The organism is Citrobacter sp. 50677481 (assembly GCF_001463265.1).
GTDB classification, from domain to species: domain Bacteria; phylum Pseudomonadota; class Gammaproteobacteria; order Enterobacterales; family Enterobacteriaceae; genus Citrobacter_A; species Citrobacter_A sedlakii.
This window is the reverse complement of the sequence record NZ_LNHZ01000074.1, coordinates 43,226-59,295: the sequence shown is the minus strand read 5'-3', so window position 1 is coordinate 59,295 and position 16,070 is coordinate 43,226. Positions and strand designations below refer to the sequence as shown.

12 protein-coding genes are annotated in these 16,070 nt (G+C 56.1%); 9 read left to right on the top strand and 3 right to left on the bottom strand.

Translation table 11 applies throughout. The features are described 5' to 3' along the window. The first annotated feature begins 197 nt into the window (after positions 1-197). The 6 genes from greB to APU02_RS21435 all read left to right on the top strand — a co-directional run bounded on the left by greB (position 198) and on the right by APU02_RS21435 (position 7,453). Positions 198-671 carry a transcription elongation factor GreB gene (gene greB / locus APU02_RS21460; RefSeq protein WP_042286394.1) on the top strand — a complete coding sequence of 158 codons (474 nt, stop codon included), beginning with the start codon at positions 198-200 and terminating at the stop codon, positions 669-671. Between the two features lie 88 nt (positions 672-759). After that, positions 760-3,081 carry a Tex family protein gene (locus tag APU02_RS21455; RefSeq protein ID WP_060571181.1) on the top strand — a complete coding sequence of 774 codons (2,322 nt, stop codon included), beginning with the start codon at positions 760-762 and terminating at the stop codon, positions 3,079-3,081. Positions 3,082-3,510: 429 nt separating this feature from the next. Further along, complete coding sequence (feoA, locus tag APU02_RS21450; RefSeq protein ID WP_012908346.1) at positions 3,511-3,738, top strand: ferrous iron transporter A; 228 nt, start codon at positions 3,511-3,513, stop codon at positions 3,736-3,738. Between the two features lie 18 nt (positions 3,739-3,756). Continuing rightward, the gene (gene feoB / locus APU02_RS21445) at positions 3,757-6,081 is read left to right on the top strand and encodes a Fe(2+) transporter permease subunit FeoB (protein WP_060571180.1); all 2,325 of its coding nucleotides are present in this window, start codon (positions 3,757-3,759) and stop codon (positions 6,079-6,081) included. A 10-nt stretch (positions 6,082-6,091) separates the two neighbouring features. Then, on the top strand, positions 6,092-6,328 hold the full coding sequence (gene feoC / locus APU02_RS21440) for a [Fe-S]-dependent transcriptional repressor FeoC (RefSeq protein WP_060571179.1): 237 nt from the start codon (positions 6,092-6,094) through the stop codon (positions 6,326-6,328). A 198-nt stretch (positions 6,329-6,526) separates the two neighbouring features. Then, positions 6,527-7,453: an Rpn family recombination-promoting nuclease/putative transposase gene (locus APU02_RS21435; RefSeq protein ID WP_060571178.1), complete on the top strand. Its 927-nt coding sequence runs from the start codon at positions 6,527-6,529 to the stop codon at positions 7,451-7,453. Between the two features lie 45 nt (positions 7,454-7,498). Here APU02_RS21435 and bioH read toward each other — a convergent pair whose 3' ends face one another. Continuing rightward, positions 7,499-8,269, bottom strand: a complete 771-nt coding sequence (gene bioH, locus APU02_RS21430; RefSeq protein ID WP_060571177.1) for a pimeloyl-ACP methyl ester esterase BioH — start codon at positions 8,267-8,269, stop codon at positions 7,499-7,501. Between the two features lie 37 nt (positions 8,270-8,306). Here bioH and gntX point away from each other — a divergent pair, with 37 nt between their 5' ends. The 3 genes from gntX to gntT all read left to right on the top strand — a co-directional run bounded on the left by gntX (position 8,307) and on the right by gntT (position 11,288). Continuing rightward, positions 8,307-8,990 (top strand): DNA utilization protein GntX, encoded by a 684-nt coding sequence (gene gntX / locus APU02_RS21425; protein WP_060571176.1) that lies wholly within the window; start codon positions 8,307-8,309, stop codon positions 8,988-8,990. A 58-nt stretch (positions 8,991-9,048) separates the two neighbouring features. Further along, positions 9,049-9,624 carry a Fe-S biogenesis protein NfuA gene (gene nfuA, locus APU02_RS21420; protein WP_012908340.1) on the top strand — a complete coding sequence of 192 codons (576 nt, stop codon included), beginning with the start codon at positions 9,049-9,051 and terminating at the stop codon, positions 9,622-9,624. A 347-nt stretch (positions 9,625-9,971) separates the two neighbouring features. Continuing rightward, a complete protein-coding gene (gene gntT, locus APU02_RS21415) occupies positions 9,972-11,288 on the top strand; it encodes a gluconate transporter (protein WP_042286414.1) in 1,317 nt (438 codons plus the stop codon). Between the two features lie 87 nt (positions 11,289-11,375). Here gntT and malQ read toward each other — a convergent pair whose 3' ends face one another. Continuing rightward, complete coding sequence (malQ, locus tag APU02_RS21410; RefSeq protein ID WP_060571175.1) at positions 11,376-13,460, bottom strand: 4-alpha-glucanotransferase; 2,085 nt, start codon at positions 13,458-13,460, stop codon at positions 11,376-11,378. A 9-nt stretch (positions 13,461-13,469) separates the two neighbouring features. Continuing rightward, positions 13,470-15,863, bottom strand: a complete 2,394-nt coding sequence (gene malP, locus APU02_RS21405; RefSeq protein ID WP_060571174.1) for a maltodextrin phosphorylase — start codon at positions 15,861-15,863, stop codon at positions 13,470-13,472. Between the last annotated feature and the right edge of the window lie 207 nt (positions 15,864-16,070).

Sequence of the window (16,070 nt, the reverse complement as noted above, 5' to 3'; positions counted from 1 at the left end):
TGAAGGTATGTATTCTTAAAAAAGCTTACGTTCGTCACCAGCGAATTCTGGTATGAATTCCAGGCTAAATTGTTACAAAGCATATTTAACAGCAGCTTAAGTATACAATGAAACGTGCGGCACATTATTTATTCTGTTAGCAGGGTAACGTAATACGATTTGTGCGCATCGTCACAGACTTAAAGGTATTCAATAAGATGAAAACGCCCCTGATCACCCGGGAAGGGTACGAGAAACTGAAACAAGAGCTGAATTATCTCTGGCGTGAAGAGCGCCCGGAAGTCACGAAAAAGGTGACCTGGGCCGCGAGCCTTGGCGACCGCAGCGAGAATGCCGACTACCAGTATAATAAAAAGCGCCTGCGTGAAATCGACCGTCGGGTTCGTTATCTTACGAAATGCATGGAAAATTTAAAAATCGTCGACTATTCACCGCAGCAGGAAGGCAAAGTGTTTTTCGGCGCGTGGGTGGAGATTGAAAATGACGACGGCGATATCCGCCGCTTTCGTATTGTCGGCTACGATGAAATTTTCGGCCGTAAGGATTACATCTCGATTGACTCGCCGATGGCGCGCGCGTTGCTGAAAAAAGAGATCGGCGACCTTGCTGTGGTCAATACGCCCGGCGGAGAAGCCAGCTGGTACGTCAACGCCATCGAGTACGTAAAATAATCCGAGAGCGCCCTCCGCGACTGGCATTTTATCGTGCCAGTCCGTATAACTATCCCCTGATTTTTGATCCTAAAGATGAAGCCTATCCATGATGAACAATTCTTTCTGCCGCATTATTGCGGGTGAAATTCAGGCACGCGCCGAACAGGTTGAAGCTGCCGTTCGCCTGCTTGATGAAGGGAACACTGTGCCGTTTATCGCACGTTATCGTAAGGAAATCACCGGCGGTCTGGATGATACACAACTGCGTAATCTGGAAACCCGACTGGGCTATCTGCGTGAACTGGAAGAGCGCCGCCAGGCCATTCTTAAGTCCATTTCTGAGCAAGGCAAGCTGACCGATGAGCTGGCTAACGCCATCAACGGCACGTTAAGTAAGACCGAGCTGGAAGACCTGTATCTCCCCTACAAACCCAAACGCCGCACCCGCGGTCAGATCGCCATTGAAGCGGGTCTTGAGCCGCTGGCGGATCTGCTGTGGAACGATCCATCGCACGATCCTGACACGGAAGCGGCGAAATTTATCGACGCCGACAAAGGCGTTGCCGACAGCAAAGCCGCCCTTGACGGCGCGCGCTACATTCTGATGGAACGGTTCGCGGAAGACGCGGCGCTGCTGGCAAAAGTGCGCGATTATCTGTGGAAAAACGCGCATCTGGTTGCCACTGTGGTCAGCGGCAAGGAAGAGGAAGGCGCGAAATTCCGCGATTATTTCGATCATCACGAACCCATTTCCGGCGTGCCTTCTCACCGCGCGCTGGCGATGTTTCGCGGCCGTAACGAAGGCGTCCTGCAACTGTCACTGAACCCTGACCCACAGTTTGATGAGCCGCCAAAACAGAGCCACGGTGAGCAGATCATTCTCGATCACCTCGGTCTGCGGCTGAACAACGCGCCAGCGGACAACTGGCGCAAGGGCGTGGTGAGCTGGACATGGCGCATTAAAGTCCTGATGCACCTCGAAACCGAACTGATGGGCACCGTGCGTGAACGCGCGGAAGACGAGGCGATCAACGTGTTTGCCCGTAATCTGCATGACTTGCTGATGGCCGCGCCGGCGGGCCTGCGCGCAACCATGGGCCTCGATCCGGGTCTGCGTACCGGGGTGAAAGTGGCGGTGGTGGATGGTACCGGTAAGCTGGTCGCCACTGACACCATTTATCCCCATACCGGCCAGGCCGCTAAAGCCGCGATGGTCGTCGCCGCGCTGTGTGAAAAATATCACGTTGAACTGGTGGCGATTGGTAACGGTACGGCCTCGCGTGAAACCGAGCGTTTCTTCCTCGACGTGCAGAAGCAGTTCCCGAAAGTCACCGCGCAAAAAGTGATTGTCAGCGAAGCGGGCGCGTCGGTTTATTCCGCCTCTGAGCTGGCGGCGCAGGAATTTCCGGATCTTGACGTTTCCCTGCGCGGCGCGGTCTCTATCGCCCGCCGTCTACAGGACCCGCTGGCGGAGCTGGTGAAGATCGACCCGAAATCCATCGGCGTCGGCCAGTATCAGCATGACGTCAGCCAGACACAGCTGGCGCGTAAGCTGGACGCGGTGGTGGAAGACTGCGTAAACGCCGTCGGCGTGGACCTGAACACCGCCTCCGTCCCCCTGCTGACCCGCGTGGCGGGCTTAACCCGTATGATGGCGCAAAATATCGTCGCCTGGCGCGATGAAAACGGACAATTCCAGAATCGTCAGCAGTTACTGAAGGTAAGCCGTCTCGGGCCAAAAGCCTTTGAGCAGTGCGCGGGCTTCCTGCGCATCAACCACGGCGATAACCCGCTTGACGCCTCAACCGTCCACCCGGAAGCGTATCCGGTGGTAGAACGTATTCTGGCGGCAACCCAGCAGGCACTGAAAGATCTGATGGGTAACAGCAGCGAACTGCGCAACCTGAAAGCCGTTGACTTCACCGACGACAAATTCGGCGTGCCGACCGTGACTGACATCATCAAAGAGCTGGAAAAACCGGGGCGTGACCCGCGTCCGGAGTTCAAAACCGCGCAGTTTGCCGACGGCGTCGAAACCATGAACGACCTGCAGCCGGGGATGATTCTGGAAGGCGCCGTCACCAACGTCACCAACTTTGGCGCGTTTGTCGATATCGGCGTCCATCAGGATGGCCTGGTTCACATCTCTTCCCTGTCGAACAAGTTTGTGGAAGATCCCCATACTGTAGTGAAAGCAGGCGACATCGTGAAGGTGAAAGTGCTGGAGGTGGATCTGCAACGTAAGCGCATTGCCCTGACCATGCGTCTCGATGAACAGCCAGGAGAGACTCAGGCGCGCCGTGGGGGGGCAAACGGGAACGAACGTCCCGCCGCGAAAGCCGCCAGACCGCGCGGTCGCGACGCGCAGCCGACAGGCAATAGCGCGATGATGGATGCGCTGGCGGCGGCAATGGGTAAAAAACGCTAACCCAGAAACCTGTGCCGGATAACGACGCGAATGCGTCTTGTCCGGCCTGGAGGACAATGTCGCGCTGTCTGCCGGAAAGGCGGTTAACCCGCCATCCGGCAACATTCATTTCTTCTTTTACCCCCGTACTAATATTTATCACATCGTTAACAGATGAAACGATAATTAAACATTAATACTGTTAATTTATTAATTCCTCGAATCATTTCACCTGTCGACAATAAATGTTGAGCCATATCAAAGTTGACGCAAATTATTATTCAAACCAACATTCCGTCACATTTATTCTATTGATGATAGAAACCATTCTCATTATCATCGCATTGTTGATTATTTAATCTTTCCTTCGTTGGCTAATCAGCTGGTCTCATGCCGCGTTCCTCAGCCCCATGAGGTAATAACCAGTAAGCAAGATACAAGTAGGCTCTTATGCAATTTACTCCAGATACTGCGTGGAAAATTACCGGCTTTGCCCGTGAAATAAGTCCTGCATACCGTCAGAAACTGCTTTCCCTCGGCATGCTGCCGGGTTCCTCATTTAACGTGGTGCGCGTCGCGCCCTTGGGTGACCCGGTGCATATCGAAACCCGCCGCGTCAGCCTGGTATTACGGAAAAAAGACCTGGCGTTATTAGAAGTGGAAGCGGTTTCCTGCTAATACAGTGAGTCTATAACAATGAAAAAATTAACCATTGGTTTAATTGGTAATCCAAATTCCGGCAAGACAACATTATTTAACCAGCTTACCGGCGCGCGCCAGCGCGTGGGCAACTGGGCTGGCGTGACGGTCGAACGCAAAGAAGGCCTGTTTTCTACCACTGACCACCAGGTGACGCTGGTCGACCTGCCCGGCACTTATTCTCTGACCACCATTTCGTCACAAACCTCTCTTGATGAGCAGATTGCCTGCCATTACATTCTGAGCGGCGACGCAGATCTGTTAATCAACGTCGTGGATGCCTCCAACCTCGAGCGTAATCTGTACCTGACGCTGCAATTGCTGGAGCTGGGGATCCCCTGCATTGTCGCGCTTAACATGCTGGATATTGCCGAAAAACAGCAGATCCGGATCGACATTGATGCGCTGTCCGCGCGTCTCGGCTGCCCGGTAGTTCCGCTGGTGTCCACCCGTGGACGCGGTATCGAAGCACTGAAGCTGGCGATCGATCGCCACAGCAAAAATGAAAACGTCGAATTGGTACATTATGCCCAGCCGTTGCTACGTGAAGCGGATAATCTGGCAAACCTGATGGCGCAGACCATGCCTTCGCACCAGCGTCGCTGGCTCGGTTTACAGATGCTGGAGGGCGACATTTACAGCCGCGCTTACGCCGGGGATGCCGCGCAGCAACTGGACGCCTCGTTCGCTCGCCTGAGCGAAGAGATGGACGATCCGGCGCTACACATCGCCGACGCCCGCTACCAGTGCATCGCCGCCATCTGCGACGTGGTGAGCAACACCCTGACGGCGGAGCCCAGCCGCTTCACCACGGCGGTGGACAAAATCGTCCTCAACCGCTTCCTGGGGCTGCCAGTCTTCCTGTTTGTGATGTACCTGATGTTCCTGCTCGCCATTAACATCGGCGGCGCGTTGGCGCCCATCTTCGACGCCGGTTCTGTCGCCGTCTTTATTCACGGCATCCAGTGGATTGGCTACACCCTCCACTTCCCGGACTGGCTGACCATTTTCCTCGCCCAGGGGATTGGCGGCGGTATCAATACTGTTCTGCCGCTGGTACCGCAAATCGGCATGATGTACCTGTTCCTTTCTTTCCTCGAAGACTCCGGTTACATGGCGCGCGCCGCGTTTGTCATGGACCGCCTGATGCAGGCGCTGGGGCTACCAGGAAAATCGTTTGTTCCGCTGATCGTCGGCTTTGGCTGCAACGTCCCGTCGGTGATGGGCGCCCGTACGCTGGACGCGCCGCGTGAACGCCTGATGACCATCATGATGGCGCCGTTTATGTCCTGCGGCGCGCGCCTGGCGATTTTCGCCGTCTTTGCGGCCGCCTTCTTCGGGCAAAACGGCGCGCTGGCGGTGTTCTCCCTGTACGTGCTGGGCATTGTGATGGCAGTGCTGACCGGCCTGATGCTCAAACACACCATTATGCGCGGCGAAGCCTCGCCGTTTGTGATGGAACTGCCGGTTTATCATATCCCCCACATTAAGAGCCTGGCGATCCAGACCTGGCAGCGTCTGAAAGGCTTTGTACTGCGCGCCGGTAAAGTGATCGTCATCGTCAGCATCTTCCTGAGCGCGTTTAACAGCTTCTCGCTGGACGGTAAAATCGTCGACAACATCAACGACTCTGCCCTGGCTTCCGTTAGCCGCGTAATTACGCCTGTCTTCAAGCCGATCGGCGTACACGAGGATAACTGGCAGGCCACAGTAGGTCTGTTCACCGGTGCGATGGCGAAAGAAGTGGTGGTCGGTACGCTCAACACCCTTTACACCGCGGAAAACATTCAGGAAGAGGCATTTAACCCAGCTGAGTTCAGCCTTGGCGGCGAACTGCTCGACGCGCTGGAAGAAACCTGGCAGAGCCTGAAAGATACGCTCAGCCTGAGCGTTCTGGCGAACCCGATCGAAGCCAGCAAGGGTGATGGCGAAATGGCGACCGGCGCGATGGGCGTCATGGATGCGAAATTTGGCAGCGCGGCGGCGGCTTACAGCTACCTGATTTTCGTCCTGCTGTACGTTCCGTGCATCTCAGTGATGGGCGCAATCGCTCGCGAGTCCAGCCGCGGCTGGATGGGCTTCTCCATTCTGTGGGGGCTGAACATCGCATACTCGCTGTCGACCCTGTTCTATCAGGTCGCCAGCTACGGCGAACATCCAACCTATAGCCTGGTGTGCATTCTGGCGGTGATTCTGTTTAACGTCGTGGTGATTGGCCTGCTGCGTCGGGCGCGGAGCCGGGTGGATGTTAATCTGCTGGCGACGCGTAAAAGCGCCAGCGCCTGCTGCGCCGCGTCGACCACCACCGGCGACTGTCACTAAGGGTTGAACGATGGCTTCACTGATTCAGGTTCGCGATTTACTGGCGCTGCGCGGGCGCATGGAGGCGGCGCAAATCAGCCAGACGCTGCATACGCCACAAGCAATGATCGACGCGATGCTGAATCAACTGGAAACGATGGGAAAAGCCGCGCGGATTCAGGAAGAACCCGACGGCTGCCTTTCGGGAAGCTGTAAAAGCTGTCCGGAAGGCAAAGCCTGCCTGCGCGAATGGTGGACATTGCGCTAAACCCTCCCCCGGCGCTAAAAACGATACCTTCTGCCCCGTGTCGTTTTTTGCGCGCTCCGTTCCGCGAAAATGAACCGCTTTCACCACGCGTGATGATTCCTTCGTCCTCTTTCACAGGATGAACTTTTACTGGGTGCGGCCAACAGCCCCGACGTTTACGCTTCCGTCCTCTGACTATTTACGTGACGGAACACCATAATGACCTCAACGCCGCATGATGCGATTTTCAAAACCTTTCTCCGCCATCCCCCTACCGCGCGGGACTTCCTTAAACTCCATCTGCCCGCAGCGGTGCGACACCTCTGCGATTTGAAAACGCTGAAGCTGGAATCGGGCAGCTTTATCGAGGAACAACTGCGGGCTTATTATTCCGATATCTTGTGGTCGCTTAAAACCCGCGAAGGAGACGCCTATATCTACATTGTTATTGAGCATCAAAGCACGCCGGATGCTCACATGGCGTTTCGGCTGATGCGTTACGCCATCGCGGCGATGCAGCAGCACCTGGACGCGGGGCATAAAAAATTGCCACTGGTGGTGCCGATGCTGTTTTATCACGGCACGGAAAGCCCCTACCCATTTTCCCTTTGCTGGCTTGATGAATTTGATAACCCCGCACTGGCAAGAGAGCTTTATGCCACCGCATTTCCCCTTGTGGATATCACCGTCATACCGGATGACGAGATCATGCAGCATCGACGAATGGCGTTGCTTGAGCTGATACAAAAGCATATTCGCACCCGTGACCTGCTTGGGCTGGTGGAAAAGCTGGCGACGCTGCTTGTTAAAGGACACGCTAATGACAAACAGCTTAAAGCGCTATTTAATTATCTCTTGCGTTCCGGCGACAGCGATCGCTTTGATGAGTTTATTCACGCGGTGACCGAACGTTTACCCCAGCACAAGGAGAGGATGATGACGATTGCCGAAAGATTACGCCAGGAAGGCCATCAACGCGGCCTTGAAAATGGATTGAAAAAGGGCATAAAAAAAGGCTTACGGTTAGGTAAACGCGAAGAAGCGCAACGCATTGCGCGCACCATGCTGGCGGATGGAATCGATCGGCGTACGGTGTCAAGAATCACCGGCCTGTCAGCCGCTGAAGTAATGCGATTAAGCCACTGATACCCTGCCCGGCGAGTGCGCGAGTGCCGGGCCTGGCAACAGGCATTACAGTGACTGTTTCAACGCAATCAGCGCTTCACAAAACGCCGCTGGATGAGAAATAAACGGGGCATGTGCCGCCTTCGTAAACATCTGCGATTCACTCTGCGGCCACAGCGCATCCAGCACTGGCACAATCTTACGCGGCACCAGACCGTCCAGGTAACCGTACAGGCGCAGGAAAGGCACCTGCACGGCTTTCAGCGGTTCGCGCAGATCAACCGTTTTAAGGATCTCCAGTCCGCCGTTGAGCACGTCTACCGGCGGCATGGGCAACGCCAGCACCGTTTTCTTCAGCGCGCGGGCATCCTGGCGCGCCGACGCCGTGCCCATGGTTTGCAGCGCCAGAAAACGCTCAACCGTCCGCTGAAAATCCTCACTTAGCTGCTGCTGGAAACCCGCCAGTACTTCAGGCTTGATCCCCGGCCAGCCGTCACGAGCGCTAAAGCAGGGAGAGGACGCTACCGTTACCAGCGCCTGCACACGTTCAGGACGCGTTAGCGCCACCTGGCTTGCCACCAGCCCTCCCAGACTCCAGCCCAGCCAGATCGCGTTCTCTGGCGCCTGTTTCAGTACGTGAACCGCCATCTCCTCAAGCGACATCGCACCGAACCCCTGACTGCGCCCAAAACCGGGGAGATCGACCAGATGCAGCGTGAAATGCGAGCTAAGTTCCTCGCTAATGCAATGCCACACCTCCGCATTCAGTCCCCATCCGTGCAGCAGCACAAGATGACACTTTCCCTCGCCGCGGGTCTGCCACCAAATGTCATTCATCAGTTACTGTTCTCTTTTCACTTACAAGGATGAACCTATGCTAACAGTACCGGGATTATGCTGGCTATGTCGGATGCCGCTGGCGCTAAGCCGTTGGGGTCTTTGCTCCGTCTGCCAGCGGGCGACGGGCCATCGCGTCTTGCTTTGTCCGCGCTGTGGGCTGCCTTGCGCGCATCCAACCCTGCCCTGCGGCCGCTGTCTGCAAAAACCGCCGCCGTGGCAGCGGCTGATTATGGTAAATGACTATACGCCGCCGTTAAGTACGCTTATTCACCAGCTTAAGTTTTCCCGACGCGGGGAGATCGCCCCCGCGCTGGCGCGTTTGCTGTTGCTGTCAGTGTTACAGGCACGTCGTCAGAGCGGATTCATCCGCCCAGACAGGCTGATTAGCGTTCCGCTCTGGTCGCGTCGCCACTGGCGCAGAGGATTTAATCAAAGCGAACTGCTGTGCCGACCGCTGGCGCGTTGGCTAAATTGTCCCTGGGACGATCGCTGCGTCACGCGCATACGTCCTACCGCGCCCCAGCATCATCTCAGCGCCCGACTGCGTAAACGCAACCTGAAAAACGCCTTTCGCCTTGAATTGCCGGTAAAGGGACTCCATATGGTTGTTGTGGATGATGTCGTCACTACCGGCAGTACCGTCGGGGAGCTCGCGAAGCTGCTTTTGCGCAACGGCGCGGCGACGGTCCAGGTATGGTGCCTGTGTCGAACCTTGTAGAGCCTCGATGATGGGCGTATTATAACCAACTAAAATAGTCAACTATTAGGCCATTACTATGATCCGTATTTCCGATGCTGCACAAGCGCACTTTGCCAAACTGCTGGCAAATCAGGAAGAAGGGACACAAATCCGCGTATTTGTGATCAATCCCGGTACGCCTAACGCTGAATGTGGCGTTTCTTATTGTCCGCCGGACGCCGTGGAAGCAACCGACACCGCCCTGAAATTTGATCTGCTGACTGCGTATGTTGATGAACTGAGCGCACCGTTTCTGGAAGATGCGGAAATCGATTTCGTCACCGACCAGTTAGGTTCTCAGTTAACCCTGAAAGCGCCGAATGCCAAAATGCGTAAAGTGGCTGACGATGCGCCGCTGATGGAACGCGTTGAATACATGCTGCAATCGCAGATTAACCCGCAGCTTGCCGGTCACGGCGGTCGCGTTTCACTGATGGAGATCACCGACGAAGGCTACGCCATCCTGCAGTTTGGCGGCGGCTGTAACGGGTGCTCCATGGTTGACGTCACCCTGAAAGAAGGGATCGAAAAGCAGCTGCTGAACGAATTCCCGGAACTGAAAGGCGTTCGCGACCTGACTGAACACCAGCGCGGCGAACACTCATACTACTAAGTCCGGCCTCCCTTTTGCCCGGTGGGCTACCGCTTACCGGGCCTGCTCACGCGTATCTGCCTTGCACATACGGCTGTTCATCCGTCATAAAATGCCCTTCTGCTACCCCAATAATTTGACCTGCCTCGCATAATTTAAATTTTGCCTACCGGGGTGATTTTCAATCACAACATGTTACCCGTATCATTCGCATGGGCACCTAACACACACATAACATCCGACTAAACTAAGTAGTTCGAAGGAAATCAGTCACGGTGCCGTTACGTCTCTGTTCCCAGTTGGGACAACCGGAAATTGTCGTCTAAACACTGACGTTACCCATAACAAAATGAAAGGCCAGGTAAATCATGCCATTAGTCATCGTTGCTATCGGTGTAATCTTGCTATTACTCCTGATGATCCGCTTCAAAATGAACGGCTTCATCGCTCTCGTCCTGGTGGCGCTTGCTGTTGGATTGATGCAAGGAATGCCGCTGGATAAAGTTATCGGCTCGATCAAAGCGGGCGTCGGCGGTACCCTGGGAAGCCTCGCCCTGATCATGGGCTTTGGCGCCATGCTGGGCAAAATGCTGGCGGACTGCGGCGGCGCACAGCGTATCGCCACCACCCTGATTGCCAAATTTGGTAAACAGCACATCCAGTGGGCCGTGGTATTAACCGGCTTTACCGTTGGCTTCGCCCTGTTCTACGAAGTGGGCTTTGTGCTGATGCTGCCGCTGGTCTTTACGATTGCGGCTGCGGCCAACATTCCGCTGCTGTACGTCGGCGTACCCATGGCGGCTGCGCTGTCCGTCACCCACGGCTTTCTGCCGCCGCACCCGGGCCCGACCGCTATCGCCACCATTTTCCAGGCCGATATGGGTAAAACGCTGCTGTTCGGTACTATCCTGGCGATCCCGACCGTTATTCTGGCAGGTCCGGTATTTGCTCGCTGCCTGAAAGGCATCGATAAGCCGATCCCGGAGGGTCTGTACAGCGCGAAAACCTTTAGCGAAGAAGAGATGCCGAGCTTTGGCGTCAGCGTCTGGACTTCGCTGGTCCCGGTTGTGCTGATGGCGATGCGCGCCGTTGCCGAAATGGTCTTGCCGAAAGGCCACGCCTTCCTGCCGGTGGCGGAGTTCTTTGGCGACCCGGTAATGGCGACACTGATTGCGGTGCTGATCGCCCTGTTCACCTTCGGCCTGAACCGTGGTCGTTCGATGGATCAGATTAACGACACCCTGACTTCTTCGATCAAAATTATCGCCATGATGCTGTTGATCATCGGCGGCGGCGGTGCGTTCAAACAGGTGCTGGTTGACAGCGGCGTGGACAAATACATCGCGTCAATGATGCATGAAACCAACATTTCCCCGCTCCTGATGGCGTGGTCTATCGCAGCCGTTCTGCGTATCGCGCTGGGTTCTGCAACCGTTGCAGCAATTACCGCTGGTGGGATTGTCGCGCCGCTGATTGCCACAACCGGCGTGAGTCCTGAGCTAATGGTGATTGCAGTTGGCTCCGGTAGCGTAATTTTCTCTCACGTGAACGATCCGGGCTTCTGGCTGTTTAAAGAATACTTCAACCTGACAATCGGCGAGACCATTAAGTCCTGGTCGATGCTGGAAACCATTATCTCAGTCTGCGGCCTGATTGGCTGTCTGCTGCTGGGGATGGTGGTCTGATCGCTTTCTGTGCCGGATGGCGACACGAAACGTCGTATCCGGCACATCATCAGGACAGTAAAAACCCGTCTTTCGACGGGTTTTGTTTTACCTCTTCTTCGTGGCCGCGCGTCGCCGCTTGTCCAGATCCTTAATCAGTTTATTCACCTTTTCATCCGCAAACATCGCTTCAAGCGTGGCGGACAGCTTACGACGCCAGTTTTTGTACTGATAGCTGGTGCCCGGAATGTTCACCGGTTCCGCCATATCCAGCCAGTCTTCCGGCTGTAAACCCAACAGGGCGCTGTTACTGTCGGCGATATATCGCTGCATACCGCGATTCAGCGTTGGCGTCATCGCCATCAGCGAAGCCTTATGCCCGGCGCGTTTAGGCAGACAGCCATACTTGTGCAGAGCGTCCAGCAGCCCCTGCTTCGCCAGCTCGCGATCCTGATACAGGCCGCGCAGCACGACGTCGTCAGGATACAGCCCCAGCGTTTTACCAAGCGTCAGGTCTCCGCTCTCCCAGTAGCCTCGCAGCGTAGGAAGGTCATGCGTCGTCGCGACAGCCATTGATTGTTCCGGATACGCTTTCGGCGCACGGTAGGTCTTCTCATGATCGTTCTCGAAGTAGAGGACTTTGTACGAGTACACGCCACTGTCACGCAGCTTGCCGACAATCTCCACCGGCACCGTACCCAGATCTTCCCCAATCACCATGCACTGATGCCGGTGGCTTTCAAGCGCCAGAATCGACAGCAGATCGTCGACCGGATAATGAACATACGCGCCGTGGTCGGCGGTTTCACCATATGGGATCCACCACAGACGCAGCATCGACATCACGTGGTCGATACGCAGCGCGCCACAGTTCTGCATATTGGCGCGCAGCAGCTCAATAAATGGTTCGTAAGCGCGCGCCGCCATAATATGCGGATCCATTGGCGGCAGCCCCCAGTTTTGCCCAAGCGGACCGAGAATATCCGGCGGCGCGCCAACCGACGCTTTCAGGCAATACAGCTCGCGGTCGCACCAGGTTTCCGCCCCGCCTTCCGCCACGCCTACCGCCAGATCACGGTACAGGCCGACCGGCATGCTATAGCCCTGGCTGGTTTCCCAGCACGCCGCAAACTGGGTGTACGCCAGCCACTGTAGCCAGAGATAAAAATCCACTTCGTCACGGTGTTCGTCACAAAAGGCTTTGACCGCCGGTGAGTCCACCGACTGATACGCCTGCGGCCAGACCGGCCACCCCCAGCGCAGTTCGTCTTCTTTCACCTGTGCGGCATGCAACGCATCAAACGCCGCCTGCCAGTAGAGGCTTTCACCTTCCTGCGCCACAAAATGGCGGAACGCCGCCATCTGCTCATCATCACGCACGGCAAAGCGTTTCCACGCCATGCGCAGAGCCGCCAATTTAAGCGCGGTGACGGTCGAATAATCGACCCATTCGGCCTCCCGCGCCTGCTTCAATGTTTGCTGCGTGGTTGGCATTTGCCACCATGCCTGCGCCTCTTCACTCAGACGGAAATCGTCGACCGCATTCACGTCAATATAAATCACGTTCAGCCAACGGCGTGACGATGGGCTATAAGGGCTGGCGCTTTCAGGGTTGGCAGGATAAAGCGCGTGGATCGGATTTAATCCAATAAACGCCCCGCCGCGTTTGGCGACGTCAACCAGCATGGCTTTCAGATCGCCGAAATCGCCAATTCCCCAGTTGTTGTCTGAGCGCAGCGTATAAAGCTGCACGCACGCGCCCCACAATTTTTTACCGTCCAGTAATGCCTGCGGTTCATAGCAGCGCTTCGGCGCGACGATGATCCGGCAATGGCTGCGCTGCTCCCCTTGCGTCAGCATCAGCGAGTGATAACCGGGCGGCAGCTTCGCCGGCAGGTTGAACGCTTTGCCGCCTGTCGCATGGCCTTTAAACGGCTCGCCCTGTTCGGTCGTCAACAGCCAGCTAAACTCGCCTTTGCCTTCGACGGTGAGCGACATTTTTTTGCCCGCGGTAAACACCCTGACGCCCGGCACAGGCGTCGTCGCCTTCCCGGCGTCGGGGATACGGTGCATTGCGTCCAGCAAACGCCGCTTGGTTTCGGCGCCAATTGACTGCGGTTTGCCGTGGGCATTGATGTAATGGGGGCTGATCCCCGCCGCCAGCGCGGCATTATCAAGACGTTTGCTCTCCATCGCGCTCCCTTAGCGTTTGGCCTGCCAGATACGGGTCTGATAATCACGGATAGAACGATCCGAGCTGAACATGCCGCAGCGCGCAGAGTTCAGGATCGCCGCGCGAGTCCAGCCCTCCGGGTCACGGTACAGCACATCCACCTGCTTCTGCGCCTCTACGTAAGCGGCGAAATCGGCCATCACCAGATACGGGTCGCCGCCCTGCTTGCCGATGCTGTGCAGCATCGGGTCGAAAGCGTGCTTGTCGCCGTCGCTGTACTTACCGCTTTCCAGCTCTTTCAGCACCGCATCCAGCAGCTTATCTTTCTTACGCCACTTCACCGGGTCGTAGCCTTTCGCCTTCAGGGCTTTCACTTGTTCCACGGTATGGCCGAAAATAAAGATGTTTTCATCACCAACCTTCTCGGCGATTTCGACATTCGCCCCGTCCAGCGTACCGACCGTCAGCGCGCCGTTCAGCGCCAGCTTCATATTGCCGGTTCCGGAGGCTTCTTTACCCGCCGTGGAGATTTGCTCCGAGATATCCGCCGCTGGGATCAGCATTTCCGCCGCCGACACGCAGTAGTCCGGCAGGAACACCACTTTCAGCTTATCGCCGACCTTCGGATCGTTGTTGATGGTGTCCGCCACTTTATTAATAGCGAAGATGATATTTTTCGCCAGGTAGTAGCCCGGCGCCGCCTTCGCGCCAAACAGGAATACGCGCGGCACACGGTCAGTCTGGGGGTTTTCGCGGATCTCTTTATACAGCGCCACAATATGCAGCAGGTTCAGATGCTGGCGTTTGTACTCATGCAGGCGCTTAATCTGAATGTCAAAAATCGCCTGCGGGTTAATCGCAATACCGGTACGCGCTTTTACAAACTCGGCCAGACGTACTTTGTTAGCCTGTTTGATGTCGCGCCAGGTCTGACGGAATTTCGCGTCGTCAGCGTACTTCTCAAGGTTGATCAACTGATCGAGATCGTTGGCCCACTCTTTTTTCAGCGTCTTATCCAACAGCGCCGCCAACTGCGGGTTGCACTGTTTGATCCAGCGGCGCGGGGTAATGCCGTTGGTGACATTGTGGAATTTGTTCGGCCACAGCTGGTGGTATTCGGGGAACAGATCTTTCACCACCAGATCGGAGTGCAGTGCCGCCACGCCGTTAACCGCAAAGCCGCTGACCACGCACAGGTTCGCCATGCGCACCTGTTTGTCATGCACCACCGCCAGCTTCGCCCAGACCTGCTTGTCGCCAGGCCAGGTTTTATCGACCAGCGTTTTAAAGCGGGTGTTAATCTCTTTAATAATCTGCATATGACGCGGCAGCAGCGCTTTTACCAGCTTCTCATCCCAACACTCCAGCGCTTCCGGCATCAGGGTGTGGTTGGTGTAGGCGAATGTGCGGCTGGTGATCGCCCAGGCGTCATCCCAGCTCATCTGATGTTCGTCAATCAGCACACGCAGCAGTTCCGGGATCGCAATGGTCGGATGGGTGTCGTTCAATTGAATGACTTCGTAATCCGCCAGCTCGTGCAGCTTACGCCCCGCCAGATGATGGCGACGCAGAATGTCGGCCACCGAGCAGGCGCACTGGAAATATTGCTGCATCAGGCGCAGCTTTTTGCCTGCGGTATGGTTGTCGTTCGGGTAGAGCACTTTGGTCAGTTTGTCAGCATCGATGCCCTGTTGCTCGGCACGCAGGAAATCGCCGTCGTTAAATTTGGTCAGGTTAAACGGATGCGCATGGGTGGCTTGCCACAGACGCAGCGGTTGCGCTACGCCGTTACGGTAACCCAGTACCGGCAGATCCCACGCCTGCCCGGTGATCGTAAAGCCAGGCTCCCAGCGCCCTTCCTTCGTTACTTTCCCGCCGATCCCCACCTGCACGTCAAGCGCTTCATTATGGCGGAACCACGGGTAGCTACCGCGATGCCAGTCGTCCGGCGCTTCCATTTGCTTACCGTCGGCAAACGACTGGCGGAACAGCCCGTACTGGTAGTTGAGGCCATAGCCGGTCGCAGACTGTCCGACGGTCGCCATGGAATCAAGGAAGCAGGCCGCCAGACGGCCCAGCCCCCCGTTGCCCAGCGCCGGGTCAATCTCTTCTTCTAGCAGGTCAGTGAGGTGAACACCGTGTGCTTTCAGCGTCTCGCTCACCCCTTCATACCAGCCCAAATTCAACAGGTTATTACCGGTCAGGCGTCCAATCAGAAACTCCATTGAAATGTAGTTCACATGGCGCTGGTTTTTCACCGGCTTCGCCACAGGTTGGGCGCTGAGTAATTCCGCCAGCGCGCCGCTGACCGCCTGCCACCACTGGCGGGACGTCATCTCGTGAGCTGACAGTAAACCGAAACGCTGCCACTGACGCGTCAGGGCAGCCTGAAATTGCTCTTGATTGAAGGTAGGCTGTGACATAGGAATTCCGGGTCCTTTGGTAATAAAACAACGTTATCGCTAGTTTGCCTGGCTCATTGTTGACCTTCCTCATCCCACCCGGGATTAGACAGGGAGGAGTAGTGGGGATGAGCGCAAAAATGTGATCGAGGCCACTTTCGCGCATCCTTCCCTGCGGTTCAGCTTACCGTCACTTGCTTATTTTAACCCAAATTTTGGTCTGGCCAG